Below are 23,301 nucleotides of genomic sequence, written 5' to 3'. Positions count from 1 at the left end.
CTTACTTGCCAATACAAAAGTTCTTAAAAACATGATGGAGGATGTCGGAAGAGGAGATTTCTCCGGTAATTTCAGCCAAGTGTCGGAGAGCATCTCGGAGGTCCATGCTGACGAGTTCGCCCGATATTCCGGACTCCAAGCCGAGCAGGACACGATCCAGAGCAGAGACGGCATTGGATAGAGCCTCGAAATGACGGGCATTGTAGACGATGAGATCCTCACTTTCTGCCTCACCATACATTTCATTATAAGAAGATACAAGGAGAAAGGTGATGTCGTCTGCATGTGTAAAATGGCGTGCAGATATGGTAAGAACCGAGAAAGAACCGTTAGAAAGAGTGTTCAGCAAGGAGCGTTTGGCGTCTCCTTCGGCTTCCGTGAAGAGATCGCACTTGTTTAGGAGAGCTATCACACGCTTATCCTGCCAATGTTCGGAGAGTTGGGCATACTCCCCTTTTATTACATTATCATCTTTAGTGCCGTCTATCACCCAGAGTATCAGCTCTGCCCGCTGCATTGCGGCAAAAGATCGTTGGATGCCGATCTCCTCTACCGTATCTGTTGTTTCCCTTATACCGGCAGTATCTATCAGACGAAACTCTTTTCCGTCCAGTATTACCGTATCTTCTATGGTATCTCTTGTAGTGCCGTGAATATCGGTAACTATGGCTTTGTCTTCGCCCAAAATCAGATTGAGAAGAGAAGACTTTCCAGCATTTGTAGAGCCTACGATGGCTACCGGGATACCGCTCTTCAGCACTGCTCCACGAGAAAAGCTGTCGGCAAGCCGTTGAAGGTCGGCACGCTGTTGTGAACAAAGAGCTATCAATTCGGATCTATCTGCAAACTCCACATCTTCTTCTGGGAAGTCGAGCTCCAACTCCATCAAAGCACAGAAGTGAAGAAGAGTTTCCCTCGTTGCCTCTATCTTCTTACGAAATCCACCCCTCATCTGCGTCAGAGCCATACGGGCGGAAGAGCGTGTACGTGAAGAGATGAGATCTGCCACTGCTTCTGCCTGACTCAAGTCCATCTTCCCTGCCGCAAAAGCTCTCTGCGTAAACTCTCCTGGAGCTGCCATACGACAGCCCGCCACGAGCAGCGATTGGATGACCTCTTGCAATATGAATGTAGAGCCGTGACAGGCTATCTCCACTACATCGTCCCCTGTGTAAGAGTGAGGCGCACGAAACACGGAGAGTACCACATCGTCTATGGTCTCGCCCGTTCCCGGATGCTTCCACCAGCCGTAGAGCAGTCTGTATCCTTCTGCTTCGGCAACCTTAGATACACCTTTGGCGGGAGTGAAGCATCTGTCTGCAATCTCCAAAGCCTCCGTTCCCGACATTTTGACAACGCCTATGGCGGAGACGCCCATCGGTGTGGCAAGTGCGCAAATCGTATTCATAGGGATAAACGTAACGGTATAAAAAGAAATCTCGGCAAGGGGATGACAGAAAACATCCTCTTACCGAGACTTTTATTTCTTTATTGATAGTCTCTTTACGGCTTTTCTATCGGGCTTATTTCCCTCTCTTACCGTAACGGCTCATGAACTTATCTACTCTACCCGCAGTGTCCACAAGCTTAGCTTTACCTGTGTAGAATGGGTGAGAAGAACTGGAGATTTCTATCTTAAGTAGAGGATATTCTACTCCGTCAATCTCGATAGTCTCCTTTGTTGCTACTGTTGAACGAGTGATAAATACCTCCTCGTTAGACATATCTTTGAACGCTACCAAGCGGTAGTTTTCTGGATGGATCTCTTTTTTCATCGCTATATGCTTTTGTTATTATTATTCAGTCTATTGGATGGTAACCGGATGCGACCGCAAAGTTATCAATTTTCTTTCTAATATGCAAACATCTCTGTGAACAGTTCACAGTGGTAAAAAATCGGAATAATAGGGTTTAGAAGATCGGTTTATAGTGTTAGGAATTTTTGCCGAACGTGATAAAAAGAAGAAACCAAGACCTGATTTGCAGTTTGCAAGCATTGATCCTAAAGAGTCGAGGCGTGATTTCTGCAAATCAAGTCTTGGTTTCTTCTTTTTTTCGGTATCAGCAGACTTTTTGTTCCCGTTAAAATCTTCTTTTGAAAGCGTTTAGCAGAGATTGTTTATCGTACCGAAAGAAACTTTTGTCGGGGAGAGCATGTTTCGTCTTTGCTCTAAGTCCGTTAGAGATGCTCTCCAAGCTTACGGTATTTCGTCTTCTTGACGGCATCTTCACCCAGGCGACGAATCTTGTCTTCCTCGTATTCGGTGTAAGTTCCCTGATAGAAGTAGGTATTTCCATCCCCTTCAAAGGCGAGAATGTGTGTACAAATTCTGTCGAGGAACCAGCGGTCGTGAGAAATGATTACGGCGCAACCGGCAAAGTTTTCAATACCTTCTTCAAGGGCACGAAGGGTATTGATGTCGATATCATTGGTAGGTTCGTCCAGAAGAAGGACATTGGCACCGGAACGCAGAGTCAGTGCCAAGTGAAGACGATTCCTCTCCCCTCCGGAAAGAACACCGCACAACTTCTCCTGATCTGCCCCATTAAAATTGAATCGAGAGAGATACGCTCTTGCGTTTACCTCCTTGTTACCGATCTTTATAAGCTCTTGCCCGCCGGAAACGACTTGATAGACGCTCTTTGCAGGGTCTATATCCTTGTGCGTTTGGTCCGCATACCCGATGGTTACAGTCTCTCCCACTTCAAAAGTACCGCTATCCACGGTCTCTTCTCCAAGAATCATCCGGAACATGGTGGTCTTACCTGCACCGTTCGGACCTATCACTCCCACAATGCCATTGGGAGGAAGCATGAAGTTGAGATCCTTAAAGAGGACTTTATCTCCGAAAGACTTAGAGACATTGGTAGCCTCAATCACCTTGTTACCAAGGCGAGGTCCGTTCGGGATATAGATTTCGAGCTTCTCTTCTTTCTCTTTCTGCTCTTCGTTGAGAAGTTTTTCGTAGGCATTCAGACGAGCCTTACCTTTGGAGTGGCGAGCTTTGGGAGCAAGATTGATCCACTCCAACTCTCTCGCCAAAGCCTTGGCACGTTTGCCCTGAGTCTTCTCTTCCATTGCGAGACGCTTGGATTTCTGATCGAGCCAAGAGGAATAGTTGCCCTCCCAAGGGATACCCTCTCCCCTATCCAACTCTAAAATCCAACCTGCCACATGGTCAAGGAAGTAACGGTCGTGCGTGATACAGATCACAGTGCCCGGGTAACGCTTGAGGTGTTCTTCCAACCAGTCTATACTCTCAGCATCGAGGTGGTTGGTAGGTTCATCGAGCAACAAAATTTCGGGTTGGCTTAGGAGCAAACGACACAACGCTATACGGCGACGCTCACCCCCTGAAAGATGATCCACGAGCCGGTCTGCAGGAGGACACTGCAATGCCTCCATCGCTTTGCTTATACGGGTATCTATGTTCCAAGCATCAATAGCATCGATACGATCTTGCAGCTCTGCCTGACGCTGGATAAGCTTATCCATCAAGTCCGGATCGTCCAACACGTCCGGATCTGCAAATCTCAGATTCACCTCTTCAAACTCTTGAAGCAGAGCAGTAGCTTCTCCGGCTCCTTCCATAACCACCTCTTTCACGGTCTTTCCTTGAGGAAGTTGAGGATCTTGCTCCAAATATCCCACTCTATATTCGGGGGAAGCATAAACAACGTGTCCGTCGTACTCCTTCTCTATTCCTGCTATAATCTTGAGCAGAGTAGACTTACCCGAACCGTTGAGACCGATGATACCGATCTTTGCTCCGTAAAAAAATGAGAGGTATATATTCTTTAGAACCGTTTTGTTGGGCGGGAACGTTTTGCTTACTCCCACCATCGAAAATATGACTTTCTTATCGTCTGACATGCTGTGTCCTATTTATATAGTTGTTTCAAACTCTTTTCTATTGCTTCAAATGTGCGAGCAAAATCTTCTTCCGTATGAGCACCGGATACGAAGATTGCTTCAAACTGAGATGGTGGAAGGTAGATACCTTGTGCGATCATCAGGCGGAAAAACTTTGCAAATAACTCTGTATCGCAAGCTCGTGCATCTTCGGCATTACGTACAGGCTTGCCTCTGAAAAATATGGTAGAGAGTGTCCCGAAAACCGCATAGTACAGATGGTCGGCATAAGGCTCGATCAACCGCCCCACTCCATCGGAAAAAGCTTTCCCCTTAGCCTGCAATGCTGGATAAGTTTCCGGCTTTTGCAACTCTTTCAGCATAGCTATACCAGCCGCAAGAGCAAGGGGATTTCCGGAAAGTGTTCCGGCTTGATACACCGCTCCATCGGGAGAAAGCGCATCCATTATCTCTGCTCTACCTCCAAAAGCACCCACAGGAAGACCTCCTCCTATTATCTTTCCAAGACAGGTAAGATCGGGGATAACACCATAAAGTTTCTGTGCTCCTCCGGCGGAGAGACGAAATCCGGTAATCACTTCGTCAAATATCAGAAGAGAGCCATACTCGGATGTTACACGCCTTACCTCTTTCAAGAAGTTTTCTTCCGGCTTTATTATACCCATATTACCCATAATGGGCTCTATGATCACAGCCGCTATTTGGGAACCATGTTTCTTGAAAAGATCTTCCAAAGAAGCTATGTTGTTAAACTCTGCAACGAGAGTTTCGCTCACTGTGGAAGTGGTAACGCCATTATTCTGTACGGATGAGAAGGTTGCAACACCGGAACCGGCTTGTACAAGAAATCCGTCGGAGTGTCCGTGATAACAACCATCGAACTTCACAATGAGCGTTCTCTTCGTGTATCCTCTTGCCAGACGGACAGCACTCATTGTAGCTTCCGTACCGGAGTTTACCATCCTTACCTTTTCCATGGAAGGGAAGAACGACTTTACAAGCTTGCTCATCTCCACTTCCAAAGGTATGCATGCCCCAAAGCTTGTGCCCTTTGTGGCTGTCTTTTGAATGGCTTCAACAATGGCAGGATGAGCGTGCCCCAAAATATGTGGTCCCCACGAAGAGATAAAGTCTATATACTCGTTGCCATCGACATCAAATATATGACCCTTCGTTCCGGACTCTATATAGATAGGATCCATCCCGACAGACTTGAAAGCTCTTACCGGGCTATTTACCCCTCCGGGTATATGTTTTACCGCTTCTCGAAATAGTTCTATAGATTTGTTCCACTGCATAGCCGTAGAGTTTTATGCGTTATTCTTGAGCCAGATGGCTGCTTCTTTTGCAAAATAGGTGAGGATAATCTTTGCCCCTGCACGGCGAATGGAGAGCAGACTCTCCATCATCACTCGGTCGTGATCTATCCAACCTTTCTCTGCCGCTGCTTTCAACATAGCGTATTCTCCCGATACGTGATAAGCTGCAATAGGCATCTCAAAACGCTCTGCCGCTTTAGCCACAATGTCCAAATAAGGAAGAGCCGGCTTTACCATTACAATATCCGCTCCCTCCTGTATATCCAACTCAATCTCTCTGAGTGCTTCTTTGGCATTTGCAGGATCCATTTGGTAGCCACGGCGATCTCCGAAAGATGGAGCAGAGTCTGCAGCTATACGGAAAGGTCCATAGAATCCGGAGCAAAACTTTGCAGCATAGCTCATGATAGGGATATTTTCAAAGCCTGCCTCATCCAGTGCTTCTCTCATGGCAGCAATACGACCATCCATCATATCCGATGGAGCTACCATCTTTGCTCCACAGCGAGCCATGGATACTGCTTGACGGCAAAGAAAACTAACGGTAGCATCGTTGTCCACCTCTTCTCCATGAAGCACGCCGCAATGTCCGTGATCCGTGTACTCACACATGCAGATGTCTGCAATGGTGATGAGCTCCGGAAGTTCTTTGTGAAGAGCTTTAAGTGCCTGCTGTACTATGCCTTCGTCCGAAAAGGCTTCACTTCCGATACCATCCTTATGGGCAGGTATTCCGAAAAGCATAACGCTACGAATGCCCAAGCTATACAGTTCCTTGCACTCCTCTACCAAGGTGTCCACAGAGAAATGGTACTGCCCGGGAAGAGAAGAGATCTCTTCTTTTATTCCTTTTCCATGAACGACAAAAAGAGGATGAATCAAATCTGATGGGTGAAGATAAGTCTCTTGCACCAAAGCTCTCATGTTCGCTGAAGAGCGAAGTCTTCTCATTCTAATAGTCGGATACATAGTAATAGTAGGTATTATTTCTGTTTATATATTGTCTCAAATATTTTCTCCGGATGTGGTTCGGGACTCTGGATAACATCCTTAAAACCTTCGGAGAGGAGTTTCTTTGTAGTTACGGGGCCTATGCTTATGGCTCGAAATCCTTTGTTTTCACCACCGGAATCCAACCATGCCTCTACTCCGGACGGACTATAAAAGACCACAAAGTCTAAAGATAGTGAAAGTCTTGCAATAGTAGCCGGCATTTCAGGATGTGGGACTGTCTTGTAGATGGGGAGAATAATGTACTCCCTGACATGAGGAGAGATAGCTGCTTCCAAAGAGTGTCCGGCTATATCCGAAGTAGGTTGCAGGATAAATTTATCGGCAGATTCATTTGCATATAAATGCAACCACTCCTCAGCCATCCCCTCTGCATTTTCGGTCTTGCTTTGAAACTCAGGAATAATGCCGTATAGCTGTCTTATTTTGTCAGAAGTAGCCTCTCCAATAGAACCGACTCTAATATCTTTTGAAAAAGAAGGATATAGTTTGTGGAAGTGAATAACCGCACGGGGAGATGTGAACAACACCCAATCGAAATGAGGCGGAAGCTCTGCCGAAATATCCACAGTAGAGATCGCAGGAAGACACAAAGGCTCAGGATAACCGTGCTGATCTATAAGATTCAACAAAGGAAGAGCCATCTCTTTTTCCCTTAAAAGAATACCGGTAAAAGTAAGGTGCTTTTCTGCTTTCATGGATGAAGGGTTTCTTTAAGGTGATTTGCTAAAGATTTGAGTTCGCCGGACGAATAGTTTGTAGGAAGAGTAAAGGAACAACCGGAATGCAGATCTCCTTGAGCATAGAAAGCTTGCCCTTTTACCTCTCCATCTTGCAACTCGCAATAGCAACCAAAAGGAAGTGCACACCCTCCGCCTAAGCATTGCAGCAGTGCTCTCTCCGTATCCGTACAAAGTCTGTCTTCAATATTATTGAGCATTAAAGCGACCCTTCTTGCCACATCATTACTCTCATGTATTTCTATGGCAAGGGCAGCCTGACCCGGTGCGGGCAACAGCTGATGAACAGGGAAGGTATAGACGACATAATCCTGCAGTCCGAGCCTTGCTATTCCTGCCTTAGCCATAATGATCGCATCGTATTGTCCGCTTTTCATTTTATCAATACGAGTCTGTACATTTCCACGAATCGGTTCAAAAGACCACTCCAAGTGTGGAAAGTTTGCCTTAAGCTGTGCCACTCTTCTTGGACTGGAGGTTCCTATTTTCCAGCCTTTGCATTCGTCTAAGTGTGTTATCGGTTTATCGGAAAGAAGTACATCTTCCACAGCAACTCTATCCAGAACAGCTCCAAGAAGGAATCCCTCTTCCAGGCAGACCGGAAGATCTTTCAAGCTGTGTACCGCAAAGTCTATACTGCCATCTTGAAGTCTCTCTTCGATCTCTTTGGTAAAAAGCCCCTTGGACAGTGTATTGCTTTGAAGGGAAATATTAAGGTGCTTGTCTCCGGATGTCTCTATAATCTCTATCTCTACCGGTATCTGAAACTCCGATATGATAATATCCCTTACCAAATGAGCCTGATAGAGAGCCAAGGCACTACCTCGAGTCCCTATTATTAAAGGTCTTTCTGTCTGCATCATGGCGTTTGGAGTATTTTCAGAAGTGCTTCTGCATATCTTGTATCTTCTGTCTCTTCACTTATTCGTCGTACTTTGGAAATAATGGATGAAGATATAGTGGTAGAGAGATGAGTCAAATGCTTTTCAATGAGACTCCTCACTTCGGGGCTGTCTATATTAGCCAAATATTTCAATTCCCCTTCCAGATATATCTCTATTTCCGAGCGAATCTGTCCATACACATCTCTAAGAGCCAGACCGTCTCTCCAAAGCTTAAACTCTTCCACCGCTTCCGTAAGCAGTTCCTTAACGGCAACATTGGACGGGAATCTCTCGTCCACTTCTTCCGGAGAGCCTTCTCGCAGATCATCTATGCCATATAGTCGGACATTGGGAAGGCCTAAGACATCAATCTCCACATTTCTCGGCACGGCAAGATCAAATATTACTATGGGCTCTTCTTCTGCATGCGTTTCCTTCAGAAGTGCTGCATCCACTATCGGAGAAGACGCAGCTGTTGCAACCCAAAGCCACTTCACTTCCTGAAGAGCCGAAGAGAGTTGGTCGCTATGATAATAATGGTCTATGTGATGCTTATTGGCAAACCGAGAAGCTCGCTCTATAGTTCTGTTGTAGATCCTGATATCATTCACGCCCAGCAGTTTCAAGGCTTTAACAACAGTATCCGCCATCTGTCCCGCCCCCAATACGAGTGTCTTTCCAACAGTAATGTCAGATCCGTACTTGCCATTGATCATATTCACGGCCGCTGCTCCGGCAGAAGATTGTGCATGAGATATGGTATAGGTCGATCTTATCCGCTTGGCAACCTCTAAGGTTTTATCCACCAAACGGAGCAGTACGGATGGAAGCAGATTTCCGGAACGAGAGATGCTGACAGCATCCTTGAGCTGCCCTAAGATCTGTGTTTCTCCCCGAACCATAGACTTTAGTCCGGAAGCCATAGAGAAGACATGCAACATAGCCCTCTCCTCTACGAGATAGAAGAAATAGCGGCTCATTTCCGGAGGTTGCTGTTTGTACTCCAACACTTCCGATATTATCTTGTGTATTGCATTATCTCCCACTTCCGATGGAATACAGACAATCTCCATCCGATTGCAGGTAGAGAGAAGAAAACCTCCCTGTATCAGCTTTTTAGCTTGAAGTTTTCTTAAAAAGTCGGCAACTTCTGCAGGAGTGAAAGAGAATGCTTCTCTTATCTCCACAGAAGCTGTTTTATAGTTGATGCCTACTACGGTAATCATAAAATAATAAGGGCTAAAAGAGCCAAACAGTCTATACTTCCAAAGCCTCCAACTGCTTCTTACTACGAGAGTAATGCAGACAATACTCCGAGATTCCACACTGTGCACACAGAGGAGATCTTGCCAAACAGACATACCTGCCGTGAAGAATGAGCCAGTGATGTGCTTTGCTCCACAGCTCTTTGGGAATATACTTTGTAAGTCCGCTCTCCACTTTCTCCGGAGTATTGGAAGTTTGTGGAACAAGACCTATTCGTCTGGAAACTCTAAAGACGTGTGTATCTACGGCTATGGCGGGAACGTCGAAAAAGACGGAAGCAACAACATTTGCCGTCTTTCGCCCCACACCGGGAAGCTTTACCAATTCTTCTTGTTTCTCCGGGACACAACCATTAAAGTCGGATACCACAGCATTTGCCATACCATGCAAGTGCTTTGCCTTGTTGTTAGGATAGCTTACGCTCTTGATGTACTGAAATATATCATCCGGAGTAGAGGCTGCGAGTGCTTCCACGGTAGGAAACACATCGAAGAGAGCAGGTGTAACCAGATTGACACGCTTATCTGTACACTGGGCAGAAAGAATCACCGCCACTATGAGCTGATAAGCATCCGTATAGTTTAGTTCTGTTTCCGGATTGGGATTATTCTCCTTAAACCACCTTAATATATTGTCGTATCTCTCTTTTCTTGTCATTATCCCCTACTTGGCACTTTCAAACTGTTTCAAGAATCTCTTGTCATTCTCCGAGAACAGTCTCAAGTCGCTCACCCTATACTTCAGATTTGTGATGCGTTCAACGCCCATACCAAGAGCAAAGCCCGAATACTTCTTGCTGTCTATGCCACAGTTTTCAAGGACATTGGGATCCACCATACCACATCCCAGTATCTCCACCCATCCTGTGTGCTTACAGAACGAACAGCCCTCTCCTCCACAGATGTTGCAAGAGATATCCATCTCCGCAGATGGTTCCGTGAATGGGAAATACGATGGACGAAGACGGATGCGGGTATTGGCATCAAACATCTCTTGAGCAAAGAAGAGCAGTGTCTGTCTCAAGTCTGCAAAGGTTACATTCTCATCTATATAAAGAGCTTCCACCTGATGGAAAAAGCAGTGTGCTCTGGCTGATATAGCTTCGTTACGATAGACCCTGCCGGGACAGATAATTCTGATAGGAGGCTTCTGCGAAGTCATTACCCGTGTCTGCACAGAAGATGTATGCGTACGGAGAAGCAGCTCCGGAGATGTAGAGACAAAGAATGTGTCCTGCATATCACGGGCAGGATGATCGTCCGCAAAGTTCAAGCTCTCGAACACATGCCAGTCGTCCTCGATTTCAGGGCCCAAGGCAATGGAAAAGCCGAGACGGTTGAATATCCTGCAAATCTCTTCCCGGACAAGACTTAGAGGATGACGCGTTCCCATCGGAATGGGATAAGCGGTACGTGTAAGATCTTCTCCGGAAGTATCTCCTTCGCTTTGCTCCAAAGATCTTTTTACCGACTCATAAAGCTCTGCCACTCTGTTTTTCAAGACATTCATAGCAGCTCCGACATCTTTCTTCTCTTCTGCCGGAACGCTCTTAAACTCAGAGAAAAGAGAGGATATAAGACCCTTTTTGCTCATGAAGCGCAACCTGAAGTTTTCCAACTCCTCATGCGTCTGAATGGATAGACCGGACAGCTCGTCCAGCAATTTCTGTATCTTCTGTTTCATTAGGCTATTATACTTCGTTTTGAGACGGTAAAATTACTAAAACTTTTGCGAAGCGACCAACCGAAGAGTGCTTTTGGCTCACCTCAAATCGAACCCGGAGGCACTTCTGCTCTTGTAGAGGAAGGCAAATATAAAGGTAGTCCAAAAAGAGATTATCGCATAGACCAGAGCCGGCTTCAGCATCTCCTGATTTTGCAAAAGCGTTCCGGTGATCAGCATTGCCAGCGAGCTGTTCTGCACGGCTATCTCTATGGCAGCCGTCATAGAACGTTTTCTGTTGAGATTGCCGAGACGAGCCACTGCCAGCCCTATAAGAAACGCCAGAGTATTGACTCCGAAAGAGAGCGGCAGCAGCAGCAACAGTTCATCCTTCAGAATGCCTGCTCCGCCACTATGTTCTCCGGCGAAAAACTTAATGGCAAACACGACGGAAAGAATGATTATCATTGCGATCTTCAGAGGTCTTTGGAGCTTCTCCCGCCCCTGTTTGATCAGTTTTCTGGTAACTCCTCCGAGAAAAACCGGCACGATGGTTACCAAAAAGATATGAGCCATGCTGTGGGCAAGAGGCATCTCGATGTAGACCTCCTGATGTCCGAAAACGAGGAAAGCCAGATTCACCAGGAAAGGGATCGTAGCCAGTGCCAGCAAGCTGTTGGCGACGGTCAAAGAGAGCGACATCGCCACCTCTCCTCCAAGAAGAAAAGTGATAAGCCCGGACGTGGATCCTCCGGGACAAGCCGCCAGTATCACGAAGCCGATTTTATACTCCGGCGAGATCGGAAGCAGCAGCATCAGCCCGATCATCATCAGGGGCAGAGCCAACATCTGCCCGAAAAGTCCCACCAGTACCGGCTTCGGTTTTGCGACAAGCGAAAGATAGTCCTGCCGGCTCAGAGAGAGCCCAAGACCATACATCACCAAAGCCACGGCACCGGAGATCAGAACATCAACAATTTCGGGAGACCAACTCATACGTCCTCACATCTTAAATATACGCCCTGCAAAGATAGCCATTTCCTTCACGAAAAATCGGGAAAAGAAGCTCTTGCCAAAAAGTTGATCATCAAGCCCCGGCACGATTTGCACAAAAATTCTCTTCTCCGGCAAGGAGAAAAGGTCAAAGCACAGAGAATCAAGCATAAAAGTCCCTGCACCACGTCGGAATCCTTCTTAGGAAACGACAACGTTTTTCGCGAAAAGGCTCTAAAAATTTCGGACACAGCATTTTTTTTGTTCGGATGAAAAATTTTTTTGTTCGGATGAAAACTTATGTTCGTCCGCATAAAAAACTGACACAGTAGCAACAAAAATTTATTTTCACACCCGCGAAAAAGATTTTTTATTCCTATAAAAATAAATCTTTTATGCCAAAGAAAATACTTTTCTTACCTGAAAATTTGATTTGGAACTATCTTGTTGAAGAATAGAATGTTACCGATGAAAGAGTAGTAGATAGGTAACGATTTGGAAATGAGCGAGGTGCTTTTGGTTACTTGTGTTTGTTCTAACAAAGAACGCTTACTTTATCTTCAGCAAAGATACTCTTTTGCGTGAGAAAGTGAGCGTTCCGTCATGAATTTCTTTTTGGGAAAGGAAGTGGCTGTTTTTATATCCTTCGTCCCCGCTTCTTTTTCTTGTTGGCTTCGTGGCGCAGTCTTCGCTGAAAGGCGGTTTCGGCATAATCCTCCCCGTGGACTTGGAAATCCAGCGCACTGCCGACACCTGATGCAATTCCTTCGGCAACATCTACCACGCTTTCAACAAGGCTTGGTGCTGGCTGTAGTTTTTCTTCTTGTAAAGGTTCTTTCTGACTATAAATCGGAACAGAAGAGTGATAGGGGGTAGCATAGGATAGTCCGAATTGTTTCAGCAGCGAGTTATATCCAAACTCTCGTCCTATTTCCGAAGCCTTGAAAGTCTGCCCCTCAAAATGAAACTTCAGTCCATAGACGCTACCTTTCTTGTTTGTCATCTGTTCCACGGTTACTCCTCGTCGTCTCAATTCATATCGAAAATAAGCATAGCCGTTCACTCCGCCATTCGTATATTTTCCCAACAATCCGTAAGCCATCAAGCGTAGTTTTTCTTTGCTCGCCTCCCGTGTCTGATTGGCTCTCGGCTTTTGATACCGTTTCTTTGCCCGTATCTCATTGGCAATCGTCAGACCGTGCTTGCGACTCAGCTTTTCTGCCACTCGTGCTGCCTTGTTGCTCACAAAGGTTGTGTCGTAAACCGCCCCGTTCATATCCATCCGATTGGCAATGATATGAATGTGCAGGTTGTCCGTATCCTTGTGCGTAACGGCAACGGCTTGATGCCTTTCCAATCCCATGGCTTGTATAAATTCAGACACCAGATGTCGGAGCTTCACAGCGTTCATCTTTGCTTCATCTGCGGGAGCAATGCCGATTTCAATTCTCAAGAACTTATTGCGACAACGACTATTGTAGTCACTCAATAGGCACATCTCTTCGTATATCCCTCGTGGTGTGTCTGAACAAAGCTCTTGAAATAAGAGCCTGTTCTTGAGTTTTGCCTCCCTGAAAATATACTCCAAGGCTACCTTTCCATGTGCTATGGCTTTGCACTTAGCGATCATTGCGCTCTATCTTTAAGATGTCATACACCTCGTCTACAACTCGATGGCGAGGATTATAAAACCGCTTAAAAGCCTCCAACGAGACGAGCGAAAGATTCTTTGTCATGACTACCCAAGAGGCATCCTTTGTCTTAATCAGATTAGAGATATGGGTAAAGAAATGGGAGATGCGTTGCAAAATCCGAACAGCTTCCTGTTCGTTTGCCTCCAACTTCGGGATGACGATGACCTCTCCCTTCAGAAGCATCTCACGAGAGAATTCGGATAGTTTCTTCCCCGATTGCTCTGCTCGCCTTCGTATCTTTCGTTGTTCCTCTTCGGAGCAACGTACCCGAAGAAGGCAGGTCTTATTGGACTTCTTATTCCTTTTCTCTTTATCTGTTTTTGGTTTCATCTTAGCTTGTTTATTAAGGCATCCCGGCCGATGAGAACGAAGTGATTACGGCACCCTCCCGAACCAACGAGTGAGGGGGCAAGCGCAGTTTGTGGCTACAAACTGACGTCTTGCACTACTACCGATGAATACCCTTTGCGTCTGATACGATTGGCTTTCATCTCTCCTTCCTTTCCCTTCTGAGAATGCTGATGGCTCATTTCATTACTGATGGCTCGGAATATCAAGATTAGAGTTTGCGCCAGTGTTCTATGTCGTCTCCGTACTCTTCCAAATGTTGGAGAGCTATGCACTCCAAGAAACTCGAAACATTCGCCCCGTAATCACCCAAGCGACGGACAACGAACTCCAAGTGTTCCCACGTGGAGCGACTAAGATAGGTTGCCTTTCGGTCGATGATTTTGTGGGGAACGAGAAAGGATTCCCGATAGCTTTCCAAGTTCTCTTTACGTTGCTTATGGCTGATACGTCTTTGAATGCTTGGTGTCGCTTGTTCCTTCTCTTGTTCGGATTGCTCTGCTTTCAGGTTGTCTTTCTCTTCATTCAGAGACTCGGAAGGCAGTGTTTGCTCAGATGTCGAAGAGAGCTTGGTGGACTCGGATGGTTGGGATCGCTCCGACTGTTTCTCTTGAGTTTCTTTCCCTACGTTCAAATAGTGGGATAAATCAAATCCTTCTTTCATGGCTTATCTGATTCTACGTTTTGCAATGGAAGGCTTTACTTGTTGTACTTCTTGTTGTCGCTTACTTTGGGCTACGTGATACTCATTGAGGTCTTTATGATGTGGATAGAGACACCTGCTCATATCCTCCACTTCTATGCCTGTGGCACGAAGTGCACGAAGAGCTTGTCGCCCTGCTTCATCGTTATCGAAGAAGGCTTTGACCGAACAGATTTTTACTTCTTGCAGGTAAGCCACGGCTTTGTGCAGATTGCTTACCGAGTTCAGGATAAGACAAGGAGCGGTTTCTTTTCCCTTCATCGTGAGAAGGGAGAGAAAGTCTATAAAGCCCTCGAAAAGACAAGGCGTTCCATCGGTTTCTCCGTTAATCAGAGAAATATCTTTCGGAGCGATACTCCCTTTGAAATTTCTATTATCTCGAAGCTCATAACCTCCCGAACGATTGGGAAAGCCGATAGCAGCGTACTCGCGTCCTCCGATGGTGTAACGAATATGGCGGAGATAAGGGCTTGCCACGGCAAGGTCTATCTTATGCGCTCCGTGGAGATAGTTTTTCAAATGCGGGGGCAGCTCTTCATCGATGGAGAGGATGCGCCTTGTATTTGATGGAGAATTACTTGCTTGGGAAGGTATTGCACGATGAAAGGCGGAAGGGTTACGCTTTTGTTGGTCAGACAACTCTTCATCGGCAAGATGTGCCATGGCTTCATAGGCACTGCATCCTCTCATCAACATCACAAGGTCGATGATGCTTCCGCCCTTACCTATTCCGTAGTCGTGCCAGAGGTTTTGTCGAAAGTCCACTTTCAGGCTGGCATTGTGGTCATTTCGATAGGGCGCATGATAAAGGGCATAGTGCGTGTATTCTTTGGCAGGAGCAATACCGCAGGATTTCAGGTAAGCCGATATAGGCTTCTGTTTGATGGTTTGAATGTCGTAATATCTTGGTTTCATAAGTCGATAGAATGAAATGATGAGAGAGGGGGAGAACGGTGAAAGGAGAACGAGCGTGCCCTCACGGAGGTCGGGAGGGTTGAGTCTGTTTACCCTTCAATGGACAAAAAGAGATTTCCCCTCTTTTCCCTTTCACTGTATATATATTCTTACAGTGAAAGAAGAAGAGTGAACTGTTTTCATTTTGTTGCCGATGGCTTTTCCCTTTCATTGTTCCCATTACCTCTTTTTTCTTGATTTTGAACTTTCACCCGAAAACGGATGCTGAAACCAAGTTAGAGAGCCGAGAATGAGAAGACAAGATTTGCGAGTTTGTTGCTTTCGGCTGCTATACAATGCTCCGAAAAAGAGAAGGGAAAAGAGCGGAAATCAGGACAAAAACACCTCAAAAACGAATCGGACAAAGAGAGACTGCTCTCAAGCGACAGCATCGGATTGCATACCTCTACATCCTTTTGCATCGGGAGAGGAATGAGATGCATCTTTTATCGGGAAGAAAGCCATTTCATACCTTATCAAGGCCACAAGTACGTACTTAGCCGAAAGCCTTTCCTGTGTAGATATGTGCCTCTATATTTGCCTGCGAGTTCCCTCTATTTCCTCGGTTATCCCTGACTGAAAGAACGAATGGAGAAGCTTCCTACATTTGCATCAAAAGGCAAAAACAGAGTAACAAAAACAGCATTCCGATATGAGATTTACCGCCATTGATACCTCCGCTTGGGAGGAACTGAAAAAGAGCATCGAAGAGCTGGCTCTTTGCATGAGAGAACATTTCGGCACGAAGCCCGAAGTCCCCGACTTGTTGCACAACGGAGATGTCTGTCGCATCCTGAATATCAGCAAACGGACGCTCCAGCACTATCGGGACACGTCCGTGCTACCCTTTATCCAAATCGGGCATAAGTGCTACTACAAGCGAGAGGATGTGGAGGCTCTCCTCGAAAAGTCTAATCACAAGAAACAGTAACCATGGAACACGAGATTGTAAACAGAGAAACGCCCGAAATGAAAGAGCTCATTTCGGGCATCAAGGAGATGACAAAGCGGCTGAAAGAGGTTGCTGAGACACATCGTCCGCTTTTCGGAGGAGAAATCTACCTCACAGGGCGAGAAGTCTGCGAACGTCTTTTCATCAGTCATCGCACCTTGCAGGACTATCGGGACAAGAGCGTTATCTCCTATACCCAAATTGCAGGGAAAATACTCTATCGGCTCTCTGATTTAGAAAAGATTTTGTCCGAAAGATATCAACGATAGGATATTTACAGACATAAGTCATACGTAAAAATCCTACCGCTTATTTTCGATATCTCTTTGTGCTTCCGTATTTATGGAGAGCTTTTGATTTGTGCTTCTCATACGGTAGAAAACTAGAATCAATGCCAGCCCATAGAAGATCTGGCGCATATTAGCTGCAATGGCCGAGGGCATCCCGACAAAGCGAAGTGCCTCGGGAAGTAAAACTAAGAAAGCTGCCGCATAAAAGATGTGCAACAAACGTCTCATGCCACCGATAATCACAATACTTAGAATAAAAATAGACTCATCTACGGTAAAACTGCTCGGATCAATATAGCTGATGTAGTGTGCATAAATCACCCCAGCGATAGAGGCCAGCATCCCGCTGATCACAAAAGAAACAGTCTTGGCCCCTGCCACATCTTTTCCCAAGCTCTTCGTGTAGACCTCATCTTCGCTGAGCGCAATGAGCACTCGACCAAAGGGCGAATGCATCAGCCGATGTAGCACGCCCCACACCAGAGCCGCCAAGGTCATACCAAGGAGGCAATAGGCGATCTTGCTCTCCAGCTCCACATCTGGCACTATGGCAAAAGCTGGGATACCAGGGATCCCCAAGGGACCATGAGTTACGCTCTGCCAGTTATTCATGATTGAGTAGATCACAACCTGAATGCCCAAAGTGATGATGATGTAGTAGTCATCGACCGTCTTGGCCGCCACACGAGCCACAACCCAAGCTAAGCCTCCCGAGAGTAGCATAGCCACAGGAATATTCAGCATCGCAGGTGTCCCCCAGTGTATCGACATCAGAGCTGTCGTATAAGCTCCCAAACCATAGAAGCCCGCATGCGCCAGAGATACCTGACCGCTATACCCTGCTACTAGACTAAGAGACTGTGCCAAAATCGTGTAGATACAGATTAGCACAAACAGATGTAGCAAATACTCCATTAGATCTCTGCTTTTTTGAGTTGCTTGCCACTAAAGCCGTATGGACGGAAGTAGAGGAATACAATCAAGATGACATAGGCCGTGGCATTCATCCATTTGCTATCGATGTAGTAGGCCGAGAGATGCTGTGCTGTGGCTAGCAGGAGGGCACCAAGGAGGAGGTAGCGCATCCGCCCCATTCCCCCAATGATCATGGCTACCACGCCATAGAGGAGCCAGTTGAAGCCCATCGTCGGGGTCATATCGATGTCGGCCGCAATCAAAATCCCAGCACAGGCAGCCAGCCCCGTGCCAATCCCCATGCTCCAAGCTACGGCCTTGGTCTCAGAAATCCCTAGCACGCGACTGAGCTCAGGATTGGAGGCCACGGCCTTAATCTGACGACCAATGTGCGTACGCTGCATGAAGAGGTGGCTAAGAAGCAACAAGATGCCCGAACTCACGATCGTGATGATCTGCACATCGGTTATGTAGGCTCCCATAAATTCGTGCCCGACCTTAATCTCCCATGTCCTAAAGCTCAGCGTACTATCCCCCCAAATCATGGAGATCACATTCTGCAGCACCACGTACAGCCCCAGCGAAGCGATCATCATCTGCCAACTCTCAAGCCCTTGTCGTTTCAGTGGACGATACACCCACTGGTTAATCCCCAGCATCAGCAAAATGACCACTGCAATAGCCAGCGGCACAGCCAGCCAAAGCGATACTCCCCAAAGCACGCTCACCGTATAAACCATATATGCCGCCAAAGTCAAAGATATAGCGTGGGCAATATGAAAGGATCTAACGACAGAGTATATATTGAAAAAGGAAATCCCCACAATGAGATATGTAAACAGAATATACACTATACTAATTAAGTGTGACATTTTACACTTCCTCTAATGTCTATTTTTGAAACTACTCTTGCATTAGGACATTTGCCCTTCTTTCATTAATTCCTCTATAAACCCTTTCATTTTTGTTGAAATATGTTTGTTATCAAAACTAGTTCCTTCAAATGTTGTCGTCACCCCCTTATTACTAAAGCTCCCTAAATAATAGCGTCCTTTGGTAATATTTACAGTAGCAAAAAAACCGCCAAATAGAGAGTCTCTAGGGTCTCTCTGCTCTTCGATTCCGATATACGAAAGATCTTTCCAAATAAGAGATTTGGGATTAACACCTACAATTCTATCACGATAGTCCCTTATCAGGTTATAATTTTTGACAACAAAATTGATTTTTCTAGGCACCTCCTCTCTATCTATTTTAGAATATTCCTTTTCTAAAAATATCTTATACATTTGATCATGAGGAGTTGTGAAAATTTCATCCAAATAATTCTTGTTAACATTCATATTTACTTTGTACCCCTCAGGATCTATTTTTTGTCCACTACAACATAAAAAACCAAAATTAAACACGACCCCTTGGGATGTTTTTTTTTGTATAATCTCATACAATATATCAAGACGATTCTTACCCTCATCGGTAATTGTAAGACCTGCACAAAATGTTGGAGCCAATAAGTAAATTTCATCTCCATTTTCTGCCTCATCGATCATATCAATATTCATGCTAAGCCAATCTAAAACAGTGATAGTTTTATCCCTTGTAACTGTGATTAGAACTTTTGCAGAAATAAAAATTCCCATTATAGTTAACAAGATAGAGGATATTGCAATTACTGTATCACGATTACATCGTTTAAATATAGCTTCACGATCGTAAAAGAAAAGGTATAAAATCCCCGAGAATAAAATTAATCCAATTAAAACAAGTAATGATTCAGTTTTTCTCTTGTTTATTCTACAAAAAAATGGAAAGACATTACGCTTTATGGTTCCTATGTTTCTGTATACCAAAAGAACAGCGCAACTCAATGTGAGAAGTAACAGTAGAGCAATAATCTTATCTCCCCAATCAAAAATTCCCAAATAGATGAGTACAGACATTTTGGGGAACGACGCTTCCCAAAGGAGGACCACAAAAAGAGGGAAAACTAGAAAAAGGTAATACCAGCCTTTACGCCCCATCAGATGCGCAAATTTAATCAAAACATTCTTTAATTGATCCATATTATTTTGATTTTACACAATTGTACTATTCAGATAAGATACCTACAGTCGTAATGTTTTTTCACCCAAAAACGTCCTATCTCTAATACTGTTTTTTCGGGAAGTTCTAGATAAGTAATTTCCGACTTAAGTTTATCAATAAATCCTTTCATTATTTTCCCGTGGGGTGAGTTGTCGGGTTTTTGTCCGTCTAACTCAATAAAGACTAAAGTCTTTATTAACTCTAGAATTCGGTTGATCTTATCTTGGTTGAGTCTATATTCCATTTCATTCCTGAACAAGTCCTTAATCTGTTGAGAGAATAGAGAGAAAGGAGGGGTATCAAAGACTCGATTGTAGTCATTCAGAAGATAAGTTATCCTATCAAAGCCAAATCCTCCTCCAATGGCTATATTAGTCATCGGATGTAATTTGCCCTCAGAGAATAAGTATTTATATATATTAATTGAAGCAATCTCTGTAAAATCTTCTCCTCTCTTATAAAATATCTCAATGCTATTACCAGCTGGTCGCCCCACTCCATTGCTAAAGATAAAATTCTGTCGTCCTTTTGTTTTCACGATATTAAGAGGACTTATACCATGATCTAGAAGGCATTCGTAAGAGATCGTGTCAGCAGGATATTTCTTATGTAATACAGACGCCCCCTCGCTTACCGAGAAATAGATCTGATTCATATCAAACCCGAATAACTCTATTAGATCTATCACATCTCGAAGAATGCTCAGAAGCTGTTCTTTTATATGATCAATATAGCCAAACACCCCCATCACCCCCATCTCGAACATAAGAAGATGGTAATTGCTTGACCCTAATTTTTCCAAATCGATACGCCTTATACAGATTTCATTAATAGCTATTTTGATTAGTTCTTCCTTTTCCTCGTTCCGAAGGATAGGTATAACATATTGATGCCCTGCACTCAAATTAAATTCGTTGTTGAAGTAAGGAGAAATCAAATTACTCCGCTCTTTCTTTGCATATCCCCTCTCTCTTGTAAATTGGAAGAACTTTTCAATAACTTCTTGTTGAGTGATCATTGTTTTATTTTTTTATCCTTGACTGAAAAAATATCGATATCAGGGAGTATATCATTGCTTGCAGAAATCGTAATCGTTTCTCCCAGACCTTCAAATGACTCCATTGTGGCAAGTTGCCTAGCAATGTCTTTTATCCCCCCCTCTCTCGCACATTTATTGATGGCTTCTGTAATCAACAAAGCAGAGTTAAAAAAGATCATTTCACTTATCGTCATATCTTTCCCAAACATCTTTTTGTAATCCGCCTGTATTCGATTATACTTTTCATCAGGATCGCTATCCTTAAAGTCTATATAAGATAGATTACTAGGCTCTTTTAACTGATTAAAAGCACCGCCCACTTTGAATCCAAGTGTCGTAATTATCTCGTTCTTGTAACCCTGTTCTCGTAAAATATTTACAAGTTGGTATAGTTCTTTGCCATTGCCTCCAATCACTACCCTATACGGCTTCTTGTGAATAATCTTCGAACAGACACCTCTAAAATTTTGGTCACTTATATTGAATGCAAGTATATTTTCTTTCGCAATAAAATTATCACGACCAAATTCTCTAGCTAATGCATCTCCGTAGTCATCTGATGTATGAAGCAAGATTGTTAATGCGGAATCCAAACCTATATATCGCTTCAAAAGAGCAAACTCCTGTGTTACAGTGGGAGAATGCCTAAAAAACAAATCGTTTACATCTGACAAAGATGGATGTGTCGCATGCGAAATGAACAGAAACCCTTTTTCCTTCTGCTTTGGAACTAAAGATAGGTCTACTGCACTCACTATTGAGAATATAATATCAATATTCTGAACTTCCGTCAAATGAGTTAAGGCAGAAATAGAAATTGCAGGAATTCCCTTGCCATCCTCAAAAACAAATTCTATTTTCTTCCCTCCTTTCAGTAGATTTTCATCATTGATATATTTTTGGGCTAATATGAGTCCATTCTGCCCAGACTCCCCCAAACTAGCCATATTACCCGTTAAAGGAAGAATTGCTCCGACTTTAATAATCCCTTTATCTTCTGCTTGATTACATGTAAAGGCTAGGTATCCAGCTACGACAATCAAAACAGCAAAGATAACTAGCTGCAAAGATATTTTTCTATTCTTGTTCATACGAGGAATTGTTTGATGTTATCTAATGTGCTTAAATCTCCAGTGTATAGTGTGCCGAGCCTAAGCCCGAGGACTCGATCGACGTGATCGATGAACTCTCGGATGCGATGCTCAATGAGCACGATACTCGTTCCCTGTGCTTTGAGTTTTTGGATATAGTCGAGTACCTGCACTGTATTGTCTCCGCTAAGCCCAGCAAGTGGCTCATCGTAGAGCAAGAGACGAGGCCTATTGGCCATAACCATCCCTAGGCTGAGCATTTTACGCTCTCCACCGCTCAGCCGTCCTGCTGTTTGGTTCGATCGCTTCTTGAGTAGTGGCATTTGCTCTAGCACTTCCTCCATACGCTGGTCGATCTCGGATTTGCACCCGAGGTGCAGGAGAGAGCAGTATAGATTATCTCGAACGCTCATATCCTCATATAATTCGCCCTTTTGAGGGATATACATCAGTCCTCTGCCAATCAATCGAGAGGCTGGTGTATGTAGCTGTGGCGACTGAAGCAAGGCCCCCTCAAAGGATATTTCGCCCGACCAAGCCTCCAGCAAACCATAGATGACCTTAAAGAGCGTACTCTTCCCCGAGCCATTGGATCCTGCCAATAGGACGACCTCACCCTCCCCGATCTTTAGCGATATATCGTGGAGAACTTGCTTCTGCCCGTAGCCCGAGTTAATATGGCGAATATCTAGAAGTGTACTCATACGTAGGCATTTTGGACGATTTCATTCTCTCTAAAAGCCTTATAACTCTCATACTCCGATATCTTTCCCTCATTGAGGAATAGGATCTTATCAGCCACGAGCTCAATGAAGTCTCGGTTGTGCTCGATGATGAGCAGTGCTTTGCCTGCATCACGCAGCCCAAGAATAACTTGAGCCAGCAAGTCTCTGTACTTAGGATTGACTCCAGCTACTGGCTCGTCTAGGAGCAAAATCGGAGCATCGCTCGCCAAACAGCAAGCTAGATTGAGGAGCTTCTGCTGCCCGTAAGAAATTTGACCAGCAAGACTGTCTGAGACATCCTCAATAAAGCAAGTTTTAAGAATCTCATTGGCCTTTTGCATAAGCATGTTTTCTTCCTCTCTATTTGAAAAAAACACACGCCACCATGCCTCGCCACGTTGCTGCGAGAATGCAAGTAGGACATTCTCTCGGACACTTAGCTTGCTGATGAGCCGCATGTCTTGAAAGGTACGAGAGAGTCCCATGCGAGCAATTTTGTACGGGCTGAGAGACTTTATCTGTTTACCATTCAAACGTACCTCTCCGATGTTTGGCCTGAGAAATCCAGAGATGATATTAAACAAAGTCGTTTTGCCCGATCCATTCGCCCCCATCAACACAGAGATTTGTCCAAATTCAAGAAATAGAGAAGCTCCATCCAAGACGTGGTTATCTCCGAATGCTTTGGAAATATGCTTAACTTGAAGAATCATATCGAATTAACGCTACGAAGTTAGTTATTTATATTTGCTTTTG

General features: G+C 44.7%; 24 protein-coding genes. 2 read left to right on the top strand and 22 right to left on the bottom strand.

The annotated features are described in order from the left end of the window. Position 1: 1 nt before the first annotated feature. The 15 genes from mnmE to HQ43_RS08040 form a co-directional block, all read right to left on the bottom strand. Positions 2-1,408, bottom strand: a complete 1,407-nt coding sequence (mnmE, locus tag HQ43_RS08110; RefSeq protein ID WP_036792012.1) for a tRNA uridine-5-carboxymethylaminomethyl(34) synthesis GTPase MnmE — start codon at positions 1,406-1,408, stop codon at positions 2-4. Positions 1,409-1,523: 115 nt separating this feature from the next. Further along, positions 1,524-1,775: a type B 50S ribosomal protein L31 gene (locus tag HQ43_RS08105; RefSeq protein WP_036792009.1), complete on the bottom strand. Its 252-nt coding sequence runs from the start codon at positions 1,773-1,775 to the stop codon at positions 1,524-1,526. A 404-nt stretch (positions 1,776-2,179) separates the two neighbouring features. Continuing rightward, positions 2,180-3,874 carry an energy-dependent translational throttle protein EttA gene (gene ettA, locus HQ43_RS08100; protein ID WP_036792008.1) on the bottom strand — a complete coding sequence of 565 codons (1,695 nt, stop codon included), beginning with the start codon at positions 3,872-3,874 and terminating at the stop codon, positions 2,180-2,182. 8 nt (positions 3,875-3,882) lie between these two features. Next, positions 3,883-5,172: a glutamate-1-semialdehyde 2,1-aminomutase gene (hemL, locus tag HQ43_RS08095; RefSeq protein WP_036792005.1), complete on the bottom strand. Its 1,290-nt coding sequence runs from the start codon at positions 5,170-5,172 to the stop codon at positions 3,883-3,885. 12 nt (positions 5,173-5,184) lie between these two features. Further along, positions 5,185-6,162 (bottom strand): porphobilinogen synthase, encoded by a 978-nt coding sequence (hemB, locus tag HQ43_RS08090; RefSeq protein WP_036792003.1) that lies wholly within the window; start codon positions 6,160-6,162, stop codon positions 5,185-5,187. A 14-nt stretch (positions 6,163-6,176) separates the two neighbouring features. Beyond that, positions 6,177-6,902, bottom strand: coding sequence for a uroporphyrinogen-III synthase (locus tag HQ43_RS08085; protein ID WP_036791999.1), 726 nt, complete (start codon positions 6,900-6,902; stop codon positions 6,177-6,179). Next, on the bottom strand, positions 6,899-7,807 hold the full coding sequence (hemC, locus tag HQ43_RS08080) for a hydroxymethylbilane synthase (RefSeq protein ID WP_052103159.1): 909 nt from the start codon (positions 7,805-7,807) through the stop codon (positions 6,899-6,901). Before hemC ends, HQ43_RS08085 begins: the two co-directional genes overlap by 4 nt. After that, positions 7,804-9,054, bottom strand: coding sequence for a glutamyl-tRNA reductase (gene hemA, locus HQ43_RS08075; protein ID WP_036791997.1), 1,251 nt, complete (start codon positions 9,052-9,054; stop codon positions 7,804-7,806). Before hemA ends, hemC begins: the two co-directional genes overlap by 4 nt. A 31-nt stretch (positions 9,055-9,085) precedes the next feature. Further along, entirely contained in the window at positions 9,086-9,751 is a 666-nt protein-coding gene (gene nth / locus HQ43_RS08070; protein WP_036791993.1) for an endonuclease III, read from the bottom strand. 6 nt (positions 9,752-9,757) lie between these two features. Then, complete coding sequence (pheS, locus tag HQ43_RS08065; RefSeq protein WP_036791990.1) at positions 9,758-10,777, bottom strand: phenylalanine--tRNA ligase subunit alpha; 1,020 nt, start codon at positions 10,775-10,777, stop codon at positions 9,758-9,760. A 78-nt stretch (positions 10,778-10,855) separates the two neighbouring features. Further along, positions 10,856-11,752, bottom strand: a complete 897-nt coding sequence (locus HQ43_RS08060; RefSeq protein ID WP_036791988.1) for a bile acid:sodium symporter family protein — start codon at positions 11,750-11,752, stop codon at positions 10,856-10,858. A gap of 634 nt (positions 11,753-12,386) precedes the next feature. Next, positions 12,387-13,379: a relaxase/mobilization nuclease domain-containing protein gene (locus HQ43_RS08055; protein ID WP_036791986.1), complete on the bottom strand. Its 993-nt coding sequence runs from the start codon at positions 13,377-13,379 to the stop codon at positions 12,387-12,389. After that, positions 13,369-13,773, bottom strand: coding sequence for a plasmid mobilization protein (locus HQ43_RS08050; RefSeq protein ID WP_036791984.1), 405 nt, complete (start codon positions 13,771-13,773; stop codon positions 13,369-13,371). The genes HQ43_RS08055 and HQ43_RS08050 overlap by 11 nt, the downstream gene beginning before the upstream one ends. A 229-nt stretch (positions 13,774-14,002) precedes the next feature. Then, on the bottom strand, positions 14,003-14,455 hold the full coding sequence (locus tag HQ43_RS08045) for a DUF3408 domain-containing protein (RefSeq protein ID WP_036791982.1): 453 nt from the start codon (positions 14,453-14,455) through the stop codon (positions 14,003-14,005). Positions 14,456-14,458: 3 nt separating this feature from the next. Beyond that, positions 14,459-15,409 carry a toprim domain-containing protein gene (locus HQ43_RS08040; RefSeq protein ID WP_036791980.1) on the bottom strand — a complete coding sequence of 317 codons (951 nt, stop codon included), beginning with the start codon at positions 15,407-15,409 and terminating at the stop codon, positions 14,459-14,461. Between the two features lie 691 nt (positions 15,410-16,100). Between HQ43_RS08040 and HQ43_RS08030 the strand changes: the two genes are divergently transcribed. Then, positions 16,101-16,379: a helix-turn-helix domain-containing protein gene (locus HQ43_RS08030; RefSeq protein WP_036791975.1), complete on the top strand. Its 279-nt coding sequence runs from the start codon at positions 16,101-16,103 to the stop codon at positions 16,377-16,379. A 2-nt stretch (positions 16,380-16,381) separates the two neighbouring features. Further along, the gene (locus HQ43_RS08025) at positions 16,382-16,669 is read left to right on the top strand and encodes a helix-turn-helix domain-containing protein (RefSeq protein WP_036791973.1); all 288 of its coding nucleotides are present in this window, start codon (positions 16,382-16,384) and stop codon (positions 16,667-16,669) included. A 33-nt stretch (positions 16,670-16,702) separates the two neighbouring features. Here HQ43_RS08025 and HQ43_RS08020 read toward each other — a convergent pair whose 3' ends face one another. From HQ43_RS08020 to HQ43_RS07990, 7 genes are read right to left on the bottom strand one after another with little or no spacing between them, the layout of a single operon-like run. Continuing rightward, complete coding sequence (locus HQ43_RS08020) at positions 16,703-17,605, bottom strand: branched-chain amino acid ABC transporter permease (RefSeq protein ID WP_036791970.1); 903 nt, start codon at positions 17,603-17,605, stop codon at positions 16,703-16,705. Beyond that, complete coding sequence (locus HQ43_RS08015; protein WP_036791966.1) at positions 17,605-18,477, bottom strand: branched-chain amino acid ABC transporter permease; 873 nt, start codon at positions 18,475-18,477, stop codon at positions 17,605-17,607. Before HQ43_RS08015 ends, HQ43_RS08020 begins: the two co-directional genes overlap by 1 nt. Before the next feature lie 42 nt (positions 18,478-18,519). Then, entirely contained in the window at positions 18,520-19,668 is a 1,149-nt protein-coding gene (locus HQ43_RS08010; protein ID WP_036791963.1) for a hypothetical protein, read from the bottom strand. 29 nt (positions 19,669-19,697) lie between these two features. After that, positions 19,698-20,708 carry an alanine--tRNA ligase-related protein gene (locus HQ43_RS08005; protein ID WP_036791960.1) on the bottom strand — a complete coding sequence of 337 codons (1,011 nt, stop codon included), beginning with the start codon at positions 20,706-20,708 and terminating at the stop codon, positions 19,698-19,700. After that, positions 20,705-21,820: an ABC transporter substrate-binding protein gene (locus HQ43_RS08000; RefSeq protein ID WP_036791957.1), complete on the bottom strand. Its 1,116-nt coding sequence runs from the start codon at positions 21,818-21,820 to the stop codon at positions 20,705-20,707. The genes HQ43_RS08005 and HQ43_RS08000 overlap by 4 nt, the downstream gene beginning before the upstream one ends. Further along, a complete protein-coding gene (locus HQ43_RS07995; RefSeq protein WP_052103157.1) occupies positions 21,817-22,524 on the bottom strand; it encodes an ABC transporter ATP-binding protein in 708 nt (235 codons plus the stop codon). The genes HQ43_RS08000 and HQ43_RS07995 overlap by 4 nt, the downstream gene beginning before the upstream one ends. After that, the gene (locus HQ43_RS07990; protein WP_036791953.1) at positions 22,521-23,258 is read right to left on the bottom strand and encodes an ABC transporter ATP-binding protein; all 738 of its coding nucleotides are present in this window, start codon (positions 23,256-23,258) and stop codon (positions 22,521-22,523) included. Before HQ43_RS07990 ends, HQ43_RS07995 begins: the two co-directional genes overlap by 4 nt. Positions 23,259-23,301 lie beyond the last annotated feature (43 nt).

The sequence above is a fragment of the Porphyromonas canoris genome (assembly GCF_000769115.1).
Lineage (GTDB): Bacteria > Bacteroidota > Bacteroidia > Bacteroidales > Porphyromonadaceae > Porphyromonas_A > Porphyromonas_A canoris.
Note: the sequence above shows the minus strand (reverse complement) of the source record. Positions and strands in the feature narration are given on the sequence as shown.

Bases quoted from the DNA above. Each gene is read 5' to 3' on its own strand.
- mnmE (WP_036792012.1), bottom strand. From the start codon at position 1,408: ATGAATACGATTTGCGCACTTGCCACACCGATGGGCGTCTCCGCCATA.
- HQ43_RS08105 (WP_036792009.1), bottom strand. From the start codon at position 1,775: ATGAAAAAAGAGATCCATCCAGAAAACTACCGCTTGGTAGCGTTCAAA.
- ettA (WP_036792008.1), bottom strand. From the start codon at position 3,874: ATGTCAGACGATAAGAAAGTCATATTTTCGATGGTGGGAGTAAGCAAA.
- hemL (WP_036792005.1), bottom strand. From the start codon at position 5,172: ATGCAGTGGAACAAATCTATAGAACTATTTCGAGAAGCGGTAAAACAT.
- hemB (WP_036792003.1), bottom strand. From the start codon at position 6,162: ATGTATCCGACTATTAGAATGAGAAGACTTCGCTCTTCAGCGAACATG.
- HQ43_RS08085 (WP_036791999.1), bottom strand. From the start codon at position 6,902: ATGAAAGCAGAAAAGCACCTTACTTTTACCGGTATTCTTTTAAGGGAA.
- hemC (WP_052103159.1), bottom strand. From the start codon at position 7,807: ATGATGCAGACAGAAAGACCTTTAATAATAGGGACTCGAGGTAGTGCC.
- hemA (WP_036791997.1), bottom strand. From the start codon at position 9,054: ATGATTACCGTAGTAGGCATCAACTATAAAACAGCTTCTGTGGAGATA.
- nth (WP_036791993.1), bottom strand. From the start codon at position 9,751: ATGACAAGAAAAGAGAGATACGACAATATATTAAGGTGGTTTAAGGAG.
- pheS (WP_036791990.1), bottom strand. From the start codon at position 10,777: ATGAAACAGAAGATACAGAAATTGCTGGACGAGCTGTCCGGTCTATCC.
- HQ43_RS08060 (WP_036791988.1), bottom strand. From the start codon at position 11,752: ATGAGTTGGTCTCCCGAAATTGTTGATGTTCTGATCTCCGGTGCCGTG.
- HQ43_RS08055 (WP_036791986.1), bottom strand. From the start codon at position 13,379: ATGATCGCTAAGTGCAAAGCCATAGCACATGGAAAGGTAGCCTTGGAG.
- HQ43_RS08050 (WP_036791984.1), bottom strand. From the start codon at position 13,773: ATGAAACCAAAAACAGATAAAGAGAAAAGGAATAAGAAGTCCAATAAG.
- HQ43_RS08045 (WP_036791982.1), bottom strand. From the start codon at position 14,455: ATGAAAGAAGGATTTGATTTATCCCACTATTTGAACGTAGGGAAAGAA.
- HQ43_RS08040 (WP_036791980.1), bottom strand. From the start codon at position 15,409: ATGAAACCAAGATATTACGACATTCAAACCATCAAACAGAAGCCTATA.
- HQ43_RS08030 (WP_036791975.1), top strand. From the start codon at position 16,101: ATGAGATTTACCGCCATTGATACCTCCGCTTGGGAGGAACTGAAAAAG.
- HQ43_RS08025 (WP_036791973.1), top strand. From the start codon at position 16,382: ATGGAACACGAGATTGTAAACAGAGAAACGCCCGAAATGAAAGAGCTC.
- HQ43_RS08020 (WP_036791970.1), bottom strand. From the start codon at position 17,605: ATGGAGTATTTGCTACATCTGTTTGTGCTAATCTGTATCTACACGATT.
- HQ43_RS08015 (WP_036791966.1), bottom strand. From the start codon at position 18,477: ATGTCACACTTAATTAGTATAGTGTATATTCTGTTTACATATCTCATT.
- HQ43_RS08010 (WP_036791963.1), bottom strand. From the start codon at position 19,668: ATGGATCAATTAAAGAATGTTTTGATTAAATTTGCGCATCTGATGGGG.
- HQ43_RS08005 (WP_036791960.1), bottom strand. From the start codon at position 20,708: ATGATCACTCAACAAGAAGTTATTGAAAAGTTCTTCCAATTTACAAGA.
- HQ43_RS08000 (WP_036791957.1), bottom strand. From the start codon at position 21,820: ATGAACAAGAATAGAAAAATATCTTTGCAGCTAGTTATCTTTGCTGTT.
- HQ43_RS07995 (WP_052103157.1), bottom strand. From the start codon at position 22,524: ATGAGTACACTTCTAGATATTCGCCATATTAACTCGGGCTACGGGCAG.
- HQ43_RS07990 (WP_036791953.1), bottom strand. From the start codon at position 23,258: ATGATTCTTCAAGTTAAGCATATTTCCAAAGCATTCGGAGATAACCAC.